A 12,459-nucleotide genomic window follows, 5' to 3' on the forward strand; every position below is an offset into this window, starting at 1 on the left:
ACGGGCCGCGCCGTGACGTGGTACCCGTCGCCGATCAGGGTACCGGCGCTCCCGCCCTCGCCGATCGAGCGCCCTGTGGCGCGCCGGTCGGCTCCGGGGTCACCCGCAGCACCTCGGCGAAGGTGATCTCGCCGCGCCACGCCCGTTGCAGGCCGTCCTCGCGCAGCGACCGCAGCCCCTCGCTGCGGGCGAGCCGGGCGATCTCGGACTCGTCGGCCGCGTGGCCGAGCAGCTGGCGCATCGCCGGGGTCATCGACAGCAGCTCGGTCACCGAGACGCGGCCGAGTTCGCCGCTGTACTCGCAGACCACGCAGCCGGCCCCCCGCAGCGGGGTCGAGCCACGCAGCGCCTCGCGGCTGACGCTGAGTCGCCGCAGGACCTCGTCGGTCGGCTCGTCGGGGACGGCGCACCCGGTGCAGACCTTGCGGGCGAGACGCTGACTCAACACCATCAGCAACGACGAGCACACCAGGAACCGGTCCGCCCCCAGGTCGATCAGGCGCGCGACGGAGCTGGCGGCGTCGTTGGTGTGCAACGTGGCGAGGACGAGGTGGCCGGTGGTCGCCGCCTCCACCGCGAGCTGGGCCGTCTCGTGGTCGCGGATCTCGCCGACGAGGACCACGTCGGGGTCCTGGCGCAGGATGTGGCGCAGCCCCTTCGCGAACGTGAAGCCGATGCGCGGCTCGACCTGCGTCTGGTTGACGCCGGGCAGCTCGTACTCGATCGGATCCTCGAGCGTGACCACGTTGCGGGTCTCGTCGGCGATGGCCGCCAGGCCGGCGTACAGCGTCGTCGTCTTGCCCGACCCCGTCGGGCCGGTGACCAGCACCAGCCCCTGGGGGCGCCACAACGCGTCGACGAAGTCCGCCCGCACGTCGGGCTGCATCCCGAGCTCGCCGATGGTCACCCGGTCGCTGCCGCGCGCGAGCAGGCGCAGCACGACCTTCTCGCCGTACATGGTCGGCATCGTGGCGATACGGACGTCCACGCCGCCGGCCGCCGAGTGCAGCATCGCGCGTCCGTCCTGGGGCAGGCGCCGCTCGGCGATGTCGAGCTGGGCCATGATCTTGATGCGCGAGACCACCTGCGCACGAAGCTGCTGGGGCACGCGGGTCACGTCGCGCAGCAGGCCGTCCACGCGCATCCGGACCCGCAGCCCGTCGGCGTCTGGCTCGAGGTGGAGGTCGCTGGCGCGGCTGATCACGGCGTCGGAGACGAGCGCCTCCACGAACTGCACGACCGGGCTGTCGTCGGCCGGCACGTCGTTTGCCAGGGCCGCCTCGCCCGGGCCGTCCGCCTGGTCGCGCAGCGAGGTCTCACCCCGGTAGGCGCGTCGCCGTGCGAGGCGTAGCGCCGTGGTCGGCGCGATGACGGCGCGGACGTGCCGTGCCCGGGTCAGGATGCGAAGGTCGTCGAGGCGGTCGAGGGCGGGGTCCGACGTCGCGACCGTCAGCAGGCCGTCCTCGATGGTCAGCGGCAGCAGCTCGAGCCGGTCGGCGAGCTCCACCGGCACCAGGTCCAGCGCCGCCTGGTCGGGGCGCGTCACGGCGATGTCGACCCGGGGCAGCCGCAGCCGGCGGGCCACGGCGTCGGCGACGTCCATCTCGCTGCAGAACCCGAGCCGGACCACGGTCTCGCCGAGCCGCTCGTTCGGTGCCTTGCGCTGCAGCGCCTCGTCGACCTCGCCGGGCGTCAGCGCGCCCGCCTCGACGAGCGCCTCACCGATGCGCAACGGGCGCGCCTGCGCGCCGTCGGTGCCCTCCACGGCGTCGGCCGTGTCGGCGCGCGGTGCGAGCGGCTGGTCGGCGAACATGCGACTCCCATCGAGGTCGATCTGCGCAGGGACCCGTCGGCCGTCCGCGGCGCCGATGAAGGGCCGGGCGCCCACGAGGACGCGACTACAGTGCGCCCGCTCACCTCCCGCCGAGCTCTGGTCGCTGCTTCCGTGTTCCCCGTCTCGTTCCTGGCGCGGCTGCGCCGGTCCTCCCTCCTCCCGGCCCTCGTCCCGGCGTTGCTCGCCCTCGTCCTGGGCGGCTGCCGCCTCGGGGTCACCGGCGAGATGGCCGTCGAACGCGACGGGTCCGGGACGGCCGCCCTGGAACTGTCGCTCGACGCCGACGCGGTCGCCCGCCTCGACGAACTGGCCCTCGACCCGTTCGCCGAGCTGTCCGCGGCGGCCGTCGGCGTGCCGGCGTGGACCGTGACGCGGGCCGCGGACGAGGACGAGGACGGCGGGATGCGCGTGCGGCTGGCCACGGAGGTCGCCGACCCCGACGCACTCACCGACGCCTTCCGTGACCTGGTCGCCGACCTCGCACCCGAGGACCCGGCGCTGCTGGTCGACCTCGATCTCGAGGTGGCGTCCGACGGTGGCGTCCGCCTCGACGGCACCGTCGGCCTACGGCCACCCGCGACCTCGGGAGCCGTGCAGGACGGCGAACCGATCGGCCCGGCGGGTGGCGAGCTCGCCGCACTGGTCGAGGAGGCGGTCCGAGCGCGGTTCGTCGTCACGCTCCCCGGCCCGCTCGCGAACCACGACGCCGACCGCGTCGAGGCCGGCGGTCTGCTCGGCGAGGTTCTCGCCGCCGGGCCGTCGACGCTCGAGTGGGAGGTCCCCGTCGGCGCCGAGCGCACCGTCACCGCGCGCTCGGACGCGCCGCCCCTGCTCGACCCGCTGCTGGTGGCGGGCCTGGCCGCGGCACTCGTCGTGGTCCTGCTCGCGACGGTGTGGTGGTGGCGTCGCCGACGCTGAATCCGCGCCCCGGGGAGGTGACGCGTCAGCCGCGTGGCGAGAGCTCCACGACCGTGCATTGCGCCCGCCAGCGTTCGAGGGCGGCCTCGCCGTCGGGCAGGTTCAACCGGGTGCCGAGCCCGAGGGCGGCGATCTTGTCGAACTCGTCCGCGTCGGTGACGACCCGCACGTCACAGGTCAGCTCGCCGATGGCGGCCTTGATGTCCTTCGACTTGACCACGACCGTGACCACGTCGTTGTCCTCGAGGTGGGGGAGCGCCTGCTCGGTCTCGCCCTTGACGACGAACAGCTTGCTGCCCTGCTGCACGTACCACGCCGGCCGCGACAGCGTGGTGCCGTCGGGCTGGGGGATACGGATCCAGCAGATCGAGCCCTTCTTGAGCGCCGTCTCGGCCGCCTCGAGCAGCACGCCGGCGCTGGTCACCGACTCGGGCGCGTCGATGAAGACGGGGACGCGGCCCGCGATCTGCCCGTCGAGGTAGAACACGAGCGTGTGCTCACCGTTGGAGGTGATCGGGATCCGCTCGTCCACCTGGCGCCGGAAGAGGTCCTCGAACATCGCGCCGCGCAGTTCGACGTAGCGCGGGTGCGACTCCCAGATGACGGTGCCGTCCGGGTCGACGAGGACCAGCACCTCCTCGTAGGTGCCCTGCGAGCCCTTGTACACCCGGTGGATGCCGAAGGGCTGCGAGGTGCCGGGCAGTTCGCCGAGCACCCGGATCACCGGATCGGCGAGGCCGGTGGACTCGTGCTTCTCGATGTCGTACGCCATGGCGGACATCAGCTGGACCCGAGCCATCTGCCCCTCTTCAGCGAATCTGCGGCACGTCGACGGTTTCGCCCGCAGGACGCGTTCGGTGCGCGCGTGCGAGGCGTGCGGATCATAGCCGTGCGCGACCCCGGTCCCCGAAGCGTGGGGTCGCCGAGGGCGTTCGCTCAGCTCTGGAAGGCCGCGAAGGCAACGCTGGCGAGCAGCAGCACCGTCGTGATGCCGATGACGAGACGGTCGGTGGCGCGGTGGCGCACGGTCGGTTCCTCTCGGGGGCGGTGGCGGGGGACGGCTCGGGTCAGGCCAGCTCGAAGCGCTCGACCTGGATCTGGGTCATCGGCACGCCCAGCGACTCGAGCGCCGCCTCGACCGCGTCGAGCATCGGCGGCGGCCCACACACGAAGTACTGGTAGCGGACCCGTTGCCGTTCGGGTGCCACCCGGTCGAGCAGGTCGGCGTCGGGCAGACCGGCCTCGCCGTCCCAGCCCTCGGGCGGATCCTCGAGCACCACGACCAGGTCGAGCTCGAGCTGCCGCTGGAGCGATTCGAGGCGTTCGAGCCCCGTGAGCTCGTCCAGGTTCGGTCCGGCGTAGACCAGCGTCACCGGGCGCCGGTCGCCACGCGCGGCGAGGGTCTCGAGGATGCCGATGAACGGCGTGATGCCCACGCCGCCCGCGACGAAGACGAAGCCGGGCGCCTCGTTGCGATCGGGGGAGAAGACCCCGTACGGGCCGTCGACGTACGCCCGTGTGCCGGGCTGGATGGACCCCGCCCGGCCACTCCAGTCGCCGAGCGCCTTGACGGTGAAACGGACGTGCCCGTCGTCGCGCTCGGTCGAGCTCGACAGCGAGAACGGATGTTCCTCGGCGGAGAACGGGCTGCCGTCGACGATCAGCCACGCGTACTGGCCCGGGAGCGCGGTGAGTCCGTCGTGGCCGACCGGACGCAACTCGATGGTCCACGCCTCGCCGCGTTCGGGTTCCACGCGCACGACCTCCCAGGGCCGCCGCAGCTGGCGGATGGGCTTGACGATGCGCACCCAGCCGAGCACCCCGACCAGTGCCGCCGACATCGCCACCCACAGCAGCTGTTTCCACACGGTGGAGACGTAGTAGCCCACCAGCTGCACGTGCACCAGCGCGGTGGCCACGATGACCACGGCGAGCACGCCGTGCGCGATCTTCCAGACCTCGTAGCTCAGTCGCAGCCGGGTGCGGTGGATGCTGGTGACCACCAGCGCGATCAGTGCGACCAGCGACGCGAGCCCGAACCGCGCCCGCCACGGAGCGTCCCAGAAGCGCAGCAGGGCGATCGTTGCCGGGTCGGTGACGAACAGCAGCAGCGGATGGGCCAGGACGAAGATGAACGCCACGAGCGAGATCAGGCGGTGGAACCGGATCACCACGTCCATGCCGTAGGGGGCCGCCACCGTCCCGAACCGGGCCGTGATGGCGAACTGCAGGCCCAGCATCGACAGGCCGACGAAGCCGAGGGCGACCGACAGCTCGGTGACGAAGTCCCGGCCCGGCGGCGTCTCGCCGAGCAGTGCGAACGCGAGCGGTGCGACCGACACCAGCACGTACAGCTGGATCCACAGGAACCCGCGCAGGAACTGCGGCACGACGGACCTTCCTTCGCCGGCCACGAGCCAACCCGTCCCCGTCGGCGGGTGCGCGGCCCGACGGCCGACCTTCGTCCCTGGCTTCGCTAGCGTCGCCCGCCGCTGGCCCGCCCGGAGGACCCCACGTGAGCACCGAACTCGACGCGCTGCGTCAGACCGTCCGCGACTTCTGCGACCGCGAGATCCGGCCGCAGGCCCGTGACCGCGACCGCAGCGAGGCCTATCCCGAGGAGCTGCTCCCGGGCCTCGCCGAGCTCGGCATCCTCGGCGCCGCCGTCCCCGAGGAGTTCGGCGGCGCGGGCCTCGACGCCGCCGGCTACCGGGTGGTCATCGAGGAACTCGGTGCGGCCGACTCCTCCATCCGCTCGCTGGTCAGCGTCAACGTCGGGCTGGTGGGCAAGTCGATCGTGCGCTGGGGCACCGACGAGCAGAAGCAGCGGTGGCTGCCCGGCCTGTGCGCCGGCGAGCTCGGCGCGTTCGGGCTCACCGAGCCAGGGGCGGGCTCCAACCCGTCGCAGATGACGACCCGCGCGGTCCGCAACGGCGACGACTGGGTCATCGACGGCAACAAGATCTTCATCACCAACGGCAGCCGCGGCGCCGTCACCAAGGTCTTCGCCCGCGCGATCGTCGAAGGCGAGGACCGCGGCATCACCTGCTTCCTGGTCCCGCAGGACGCCCCCGGCTACCAGGGTCGCGCGATCCACGGCAAGCTCGGGCTGCGGGCCGGCGACACGGCCGAGATCGTCCTCGAGGGCGTGCGTGTCGGCGACGATGCCGTGCTCGGCGAGGTCGGTGGGGGCATGAAGGTCGCCCTGTCCGCGCTCGACGACGGGCGGTTCTCGCTGGCGTCCGGCGCCGCCGGTCTGGCACGTGAAGCCCTCGAGGTGAGCCTGCGCTACGCCGAGGAACGGGAGCAGTTCGGCAGCCCCATCGCGTCCAAGCAGCTGGTGCAGGAACTGCTGGCCGCCATGCACGTCGACGTCCAGGCCGCCCGCGGGCTGCTGGACCAGGTCGTCGCCAAGCTGCTGGCCGGCGAGCGGGCCACCCTCGAGATCTCCACCGCGAAGCTGTTCTGCACCGAGGCGTCGGTCCGCTGCGCCGACCGGGCCGTGCAGGTCCACGGCGGCTACGGCTACATCGACGAGTACCCGGTGCAGCGGATGCTGCGCGACGCCCGGGTGACGACCCTGTACGAGGGCACCAGCCAGGTCCAGCACCTGATCATCGGACGGATGCTCACCGGCCACAACGCGTTCTGATCGCCGCGGCGACGCCTCGGTATCTTCGCGGCCCCCTCCGACGAGGACGCCTTCCGTGGCCGGGTTCGACCTGCACACGCACACGATCTTCTCCGACGGCACCACCACGCCGGCGGACAACGTCCGCGACGCGGTGGCGCTCGGACTCGAGGGACTCGGCGTCACCGACCACGACACGACCGCGCCGTTCGAGGCCGCCCGGGCCGCGTGCGAGGGCACCGGCCTGGAACTGGTCCTGGGAACCGAGTTCTCGGCCGAACTCGACGGCTACTCGGTCCACGTCCTCGGGTACTGGATCGATCCGTCGTACCCGCCGCTGGTCGAGGAGCTCGACCGGCTCCGCAACGAGCGTGAGCACCGGGCCCGCGCGATCGTCGACAAGTTCGTCGGGCTGGGCGTCGAGGTGACGTTCTCGCGGGTGCAGGAGCTGGCCGGCGCGGCACCGATCGGACGGCCCCACATCGCCCAGGCCGTGGTGGAGGCCGGCGCCGCGCCCGACACCCGCACCGTCTTCGACACCTGGCTCGCCGACGGCGGTCCCGCCTACGTCGAGAAGCACGCCGTCGCGCCCCGGCGGGCGGTCGAGTTGCTGGTCGCCGCCGGTGGCGTGGCGGTCCTCGCGCACCCCGGCCTCTACGGCACCGCGGGGGAGCCGGGTCGTGGTGGCGACGGTGACGGACGCGCGCTCGGGCCCGGGCTGCCCGCCGAGGCGATCGAGGAGATGGTCGCCGCCGGCCTGGCCGGTATCGAGGCCGACCACCCCGACCACCCCGACGAGCACCGCCGCCGCTACCGCGACCTCGCCGCCGCGCACGGGCTCGAGGTCACCGCCGGATCCGACTACCACGGCGCCGGCAAGGTCAACCCGCTCGGCAGTGCCACCACCCCACGCGAGGTGGTCGAACGCCTCCGCGGCTGGCGACACGCCTGACCGTTCCCCGCGTTCGGAGGCCTCGGCTTTCCTCTGCGCGCTCACCCTGTCAGACTGGTCGCACGGTGGGGGTCGTTCGTCCACTCCTTCGGGACGGGGCGGCCGGTGCCGTCCCCCCGTACGGCCGGCCAGACTGTCCATCGGCCCCCGGCCGAGCATCCGAGAACTGCGGAGGAACCCACGTGGAGCCCCAGGTCCAGAAGGCCCAGAAGATCGTTCCCGTCCCGACGTTGCACTTCGGTGAGGGTGCGTTGGCCGGGCGGGTGGTCCGACTCGACCGCGACGTCGCCACCATCGGTCGCCGCGAGGACAACGCCTACGTGATCCCCGACCCGCGGGTGTCGCGGCTGCACGCCGAGATCCGCAAGGAAGCCAGCGCCGTCATCGTGACCGACCTCGGCTCCAGTGCCGGGACCAAGGTCAACGGCGAGGAGATCCACGGCCCCGCCGTGATCCGCCACGGCGACCGTGTCAGCTTCGGCCCGGTCACCGCCATGTTCGAGGATCCCGCCGCCGCCTCCCAGGCCGAGGACGCCACCATGGTGTTCGAGGTCCCCAAGGTCGAGACCGGCCCGCACCTGTCGCCGCGACAGCAGCAGGTCCTCGAGCTCATGGCCGAGGGCATGACCAACGCCGAGATCGGCGAGCAGCTCGGCGTCACCGAGCGCACCGTCAAGGCCTACGCGCAGGAGCTGTACGACAAGCTCGGTGTCCGCAATCGCGCCGGTGCGGTTGCGGAGGCGGCCAAACTCGGGCTGCTGTAGGTCCGCCGACCGTCCTACATGTCGCCGTGCGACGACGGCGCCGGTCGGCGGGGCGTTGGTGCTCGGCCCCTTCGGGGCCTGCGCTCCGCCAGCCCCGCCGCCCGTCGCCACCGCCGCACGCTCCCCTGAGGGGTCTCGATGGAGCTGTCGCTCGATCTCGGGTTGGCGGTGCAGGGGTTCGTGACGCTGTTGGTGATCATGGATCCGTTGGGGAACGTGCCGGTGTTCCTGGCGCTGACGGCGACGGACACGGCGGCGCGGCGGCGGCGGACGGCGCGACACGCCATGACGGCGGCTGCGGTCATCGTGTACGTGTTCGCCTTCTTCGGGACGCAGATCCTCGGCAGCCTGTCGATCGGTCTGCCGGCGTTGCAGGCCGGTGGCGGGGTGGTGCTGTTCCTGACCGCCCTGGAGATGCTGAAGGGCGACATCCTGGTGCCGAACAAGGCCGAGGGGGTCAACGTGGCGGTGGTCCCGCTGGGCGTGCCGCTGCTGGCAGGACCGGGCGCCATCTCGGCCGCGATGGTGTTCATGTCCGGCCCGTCGACCGGCACGCTCGACGTCGGACGCCAGTTGACGGTCGCGCTCGCGATCGCGGCGGTGCTGGGCGTCGTCTACCTGACCATGCGCTACGCCGAGCTGCTGGAACGGCTGCTCAAGGACAACGGCATCCACCTGGTGACGCGCGTCATGGGCATGCTGCTGATCGCGATCTCGATCGAGCTGGTGGCCACGGCCGTGCAGGCCTATGTCGCCGGCGCCTCCGCGCTGCCCTGACCGGCCCACTGCCGAGCGCAGGGGCTCGTCGGCCGCGTCGGTAGCATCGCGCCGACGACCATCGAAAGCCGTGCCGTGCCTGCGACCGTGTACGCGTTCGCCAACCAGAAGGGGGGCGTGGGCAAGACCACGTCCTGTCTCAACGTCGCCGCCGCCATGGCGGAGCTCGGCCGTGCCGTGCTGGTCGTCGACCTCGACCCCCAGGCGTGCCTGACCTTCTCCCTCGGCTACGACCCCGACACCACCGAGCCGTCCCTCAACGACACCGTGGTCGGTCGGGTCCACCTCGCCGACACCATCGTGCAGCACGGCGAGGTGGACGTCGCACCCGCCAACATCGACCTCGCCGGCGCCGAGGTGACCCTGCTGTCGCGCACCGGCCGCGAATACCTGCTGCGCGGCGAGCTGACCGACCTCCTCGACAGCTACGACGCCGTGTTCATCGACTGCGCCCCCTCGCTCGGGGTCCTGACGATCAACGGTCTCACCGCCGCGGACGAGGTCGTCATCCCGGTCCAGTGCGAGACGCTGTCGCACCGCGGGGTGTCGCAGTTGCTCGACACCATCGGCGACGTCCGCCGCCTGACCAACCGCGGCCTGACCGTGCGTGGGCTGGTCGCCACCATGTTCGACCCGCGGACCCGCCACAGCCGCGAGGTGCTGCGGGACCTGCTGACCCGCTACGAACTGCCGCTGATCGGCCCGCCCGTGCGCAAGTCGGTCCGCTTCGCGGAGTCACCCAGCGAGGGGACCACCATGGTCGGGGCCGGCATGGACGTCCCGGGGGTCGCCGCCTACCGGGCCATCGCACGTGAACTGCTCGGGATCGAGGTCGACGACGACCTGCTCGAAGCCGCCGGCTGGACGCCCGAGCGGCGCGCCGACGTCCTCGGGCTCGACCTGGAGGACCAGGGTGCCTGAGTCGTCGTCGCCGTCGCCGTTCGATCGCGTCCGCAAGCCGGACCCGACCGCACCGCGGGCACGCGACGGCCTCGGCAAGGAGGCGCTGTACAGCACCGCGCCGACGGCCGCGCCGCCGCCACAGATCGAGGTCACCTGCGCCCGGTGCGGCGTGCTGCGTGGGCTCAGCGTCCTGGAGGCGATGCGCCTGCTCAAGCCCCCGGTGCTGTGGGTCCCGCTCCGCAGCCGCCTGTGGAGCCGCTGCCCGACGTGCGGACGCCGGGCCTGGCTGCACTTCGAGCTCGGGCAGGCGCTGCGGGTCCTGCGGCAACAGATCCCCGGCAGCAGCTGAACGCCGCCGGGGGCCTGCCGCGTCAGGGAAGGTGCTCGACCTTCACGCGCCGGGCGAGTTGCGGCTCGCCCTCACCGCGCGCGTCGGCGCCACGCCGGGCGTGCTGCACCCCGGGCACCTCGTCCGACGACGGGCGTTCGCTGCGATCGTCGCGTGACGACCGCTGTCCGCCGGACCGGCCGCCACCCGACTTCCCGCGCGACGAACCACCGGAACGGCCGCCGCCGGAACGCCCACCCCGGCCGCTCTCGGAGCGACCGCCCTCCGAGCGGTTGCTCTCGGAACGACCGCCCTCCGAGCGGCTGCCCTCCGAGCGGCTGCGGTCGGAGCGGCTGCCCTCGGCCCGGTCGCCCTTGGCGCGGTCGCCGTTCGTGCGGTCGCGTTGCGAGCTCCGGTCGCGGGTCGCGCCGCGGTCGGCGCCCTTCGGGTCCTGCTGCGCGCTGCGGGCACGGGCACCCGAGCGGGCCCGCGTCCGGCCGGTGGACGGCGAGGGAGCCGAGTCGTCCGAGGAAGTGGGTTCCGACGCGGTCGACGACGACGTGTCGGAGGTGTCTGCCTCGCTCCGCCCGCGGTCGCGGCTGCTGCCGCCGGCGCTGCCGCGATCGCGGGTGCGCGTGCGGGTGCGTTCCCGGCGGGCCGGGGAGGACGCCGGTGACGAGGTGTCCGCGTCCCGCTCGTCGGCCCGTGGACGGTCATCGCGTGACGCGTCGCGGCGTGCCTCGTCACGCCGTTGTGCGTCGCGGGGTGCCTCGTCGCGGGGTGCCTCGTCGCGGGGTGCCTCGTCGCGGGGTGCCTCGTCGCGGGGTGCCTCGTCGCGGCGTGGTTCGTCGCGGCGGCTGCGGCCACGGGATGCATCGCGGTCCCGTCCGGTGCCTTCGCTGCCGCGCTTGCTCTTCGGACGTCCGTCGGAGTTGCCCTTGCGTGGCGCGGGCCGTCGGTCGTCGCCCCGGCCGCCACCGCTGGACTTCTTCGACAGGTGGTCCCACGGCTTCTCGTCGGGCAGGTCGAACAACTCGGCCAGCAACGGCGAGGTCGAGAAGACCTGGTGGACCTCGGTGTCGGTCGCGCCGACCGCCTTGCGGATCACGTTGAGGCGGTCGGCCTCGTTGAACTCCGCGAAGGTGACGGCCACGCCCTCGTTGCCGGCGCGTGCCGTACGGCCGATGCGGTGCAGGTACATCTTCTGGTCGTCGGGGCAGTCGTAGTTGACGACGTGGGTCACGCCGGTGACGTCGATGCCGCGGGCGGCGACCTCGGTCGCGACCAGCACGTTGGCCTGGCCGGACCGGAACCGGTCGAGGTTCTTCTCACGGGTCTGCTGCCGCAGGTCACCGTGGATGGCGATCGCGGGGATCTGCAGTTCCTCGAGGTCGTTCACGAGCCGGTCGGCCATGTGCTTGGTCCGGACGAACACGTAGCAGCCGCCGCGTCCGGGCGACTGCAGGATCCGGGCCAGCACGCGCGGCTTGTCCATGCGGTGGACGCTGAAGAAGTGCTGCGCCACGTTCGGCGCGGTCTCGTGTTCCTCGGTGTCGGCACGGGTGAACGTCGGGTGGTGCAGGTAGCGGCGCGCCATCTTGACGATGACGGTCGGCATCGTGGCCGAGAACAGCATGGTGTGCCGGCCCTCGGCGGGGCAGGCCTCGATCAGCCGCTCGACGTCGGGCAGGAAGCCCATGTCGAGCATCTCGTCGGCCTCGTCGAGGACGAGCACCTTGACGTTGGACAGGTCGAGGTTGCCGCGCTTCAGGTGGTCGAGCAGGCGACCCGGCGTGCCGACGACGACGTGGACGCCGGACTGCAGGGCCGCGATCTGCTCGTCGAACCCGACGCCGCCGTACACGCTGATCGTGGTCAGCCCGCGCTTCTCGCCGATGGTGAGGTCGGAGTGCACCTGCACGCACAACTCGCGCGTGGGCACGATCACCAGTGCCTGCGTCGCGGCGAGGTCGGGGTCGATCTGCTGCAGCAGCGGCAGCCCGAACCCGAGCGTCTTGCCGGTGCCGGTGCGCGCCTGGGCGATCAGGTCGTTGCGACCGAGCGCCAGGGGGAGCGTGAGTTCCTGGATGGGGAACGGATGGATGATGCCTTGCGCCTCGAGCGCGTCGCACAGGGCGGCGTCGACACCGAGGTCGCGGAACGTCTTCGTCACGTGGGTCTCTCGTCCGGGCGATCCCGGCGCGTGGGCCTCACGTTCACCTGCGGATCGCATCTCGATCCGGCGGGACGTCGGCGTCCGCGACCGGGGGTGGCCCGCGCCGGGATCAGTCCCGGACCGCACGGTCGACACCGCCCCACCCTGGATCGGCAGCGATCGTCGCGATCGGCGTG

Annotated in this window: 11 protein-coding genes; 7 read left to right on the top strand and 4 right to left on the bottom strand. The window is 72.5% G+C overall.

Going from position 1 to position 12,459, the window contains the following annotated elements:
* Window positions 1–34 precede the first annotated feature (34 nt).
* Entirely contained in the window at window positions 35–1,813 is a 1,779-nt protein-coding gene (locus ACERMF_RS03340; protein WP_373667603.1) for a GspE/PulE family protein, read from the bottom strand.
* A gap of 132 nt (window positions 1,814–1,945) precedes the next feature.
* Here ACERMF_RS03340 and ACERMF_RS03345 point away from each other — a divergent pair, with 132 nt between their 5' ends.
* A complete protein-coding gene (locus ACERMF_RS03345) occupies window positions 1,946–2,752 on the top strand; it encodes a hypothetical protein (protein WP_373667604.1) in 807 nt (268 codons plus the stop codon).
* A gap of 25 nt (window positions 2,753–2,777) precedes the next feature.
* On the opposite strand, the gene ACERMF_RS03350 is transcribed toward ACERMF_RS03345, so the two are convergent.
* Both ACERMF_RS03350 and ACERMF_RS03355 read right to left on the bottom strand, forming a co-directional pair.
* Window positions 2,778–3,551, bottom strand: coding sequence for a hypothetical protein (locus ACERMF_RS03350; RefSeq protein ID WP_373667605.1), 774 nt, complete (start codon window positions 3,549–3,551; stop codon window positions 2,778–2,780).
* Between the two features lie 268 nt (window positions 3,552–3,819).
* The gene (locus ACERMF_RS03355) at window positions 3,820–5,142 is read right to left on the bottom strand and encodes a ferric reductase-like transmembrane domain-containing protein (protein ID WP_373667606.1); all 1,323 of its coding nucleotides are present in this window, start codon (window positions 5,140–5,142) and stop codon (window positions 3,820–3,822) included.
* 125 nt (window positions 5,143–5,267) lie between these two features.
* Between ACERMF_RS03355 and ACERMF_RS03360 the strand changes: the two genes are divergently transcribed.
* The 6 genes from ACERMF_RS03360 to ACERMF_RS03385 all read left to right on the top strand — a co-directional run bounded on the left by ACERMF_RS03360 (window position 5,268) and on the right by ACERMF_RS03385 (window position 10,128).
* Window positions 5,268–6,404: an acyl-CoA dehydrogenase family protein gene (locus tag ACERMF_RS03360; protein WP_373667607.1), complete on the top strand. Its 1,137-nt coding sequence runs from the start codon at window positions 5,268–5,270 to the stop codon at window positions 6,402–6,404.
* A 55-nt stretch (window positions 6,405–6,459) separates the two neighbouring features.
* Complete coding sequence (locus tag ACERMF_RS03365; protein WP_373667608.1) at window positions 6,460–7,335, top strand: PHP domain-containing protein; 876 nt, start codon at window positions 6,460–6,462, stop codon at window positions 7,333–7,335.
* 182 nt (window positions 7,336–7,517) lie between these two features.
* Window positions 7,518–8,099, top strand: a complete 582-nt coding sequence (locus ACERMF_RS03370) for an FHA domain-containing protein (RefSeq protein ID WP_373667609.1) — start codon at window positions 7,518–7,520, stop codon at window positions 8,097–8,099.
* 138 nt (window positions 8,100–8,237) lie between these two features.
* Window positions 8,238–8,876, top strand: coding sequence for a MarC family protein (locus ACERMF_RS03375; protein ID WP_373667610.1), 639 nt, complete (start codon window positions 8,238–8,240; stop codon window positions 8,874–8,876).
* A gap of 75 nt (window positions 8,877–8,951) precedes the next feature.
* Complete coding sequence (locus tag ACERMF_RS03380) at window positions 8,952–9,797, top strand: ParA family protein (protein ID WP_373667611.1); 846 nt, start codon at window positions 8,952–8,954, stop codon at window positions 9,795–9,797.
* Entirely contained in the window at window positions 9,790–10,128 is a 339-nt protein-coding gene (locus ACERMF_RS03385; protein ID WP_373667612.1) for a hypothetical protein, read from the top strand. The genes ACERMF_RS03380 and ACERMF_RS03385 overlap by 8 nt, the downstream gene beginning before the upstream one ends.
* 22 nt (window positions 10,129–10,150) lie before the next feature.
* On the opposite strand, the gene ACERMF_RS03390 is transcribed toward ACERMF_RS03385, so the two are convergent.
* On the bottom strand, window positions 10,151–12,280 hold the full coding sequence (locus ACERMF_RS03390; protein ID WP_373667613.1) for a DEAD/DEAH box helicase: 2,130 nt from the start codon (window positions 12,278–12,280) through the stop codon (window positions 10,151–10,153).
* Window positions 12,281–12,459 lie beyond the last annotated feature (179 nt).

This window comes from Egicoccus sp. AB-alg6-2, from assembly GCF_041821025.1.
Lineage (GTDB): Bacteria > Actinomycetota > Nitriliruptoria > Nitriliruptorales > Nitriliruptoraceae > Egicoccus.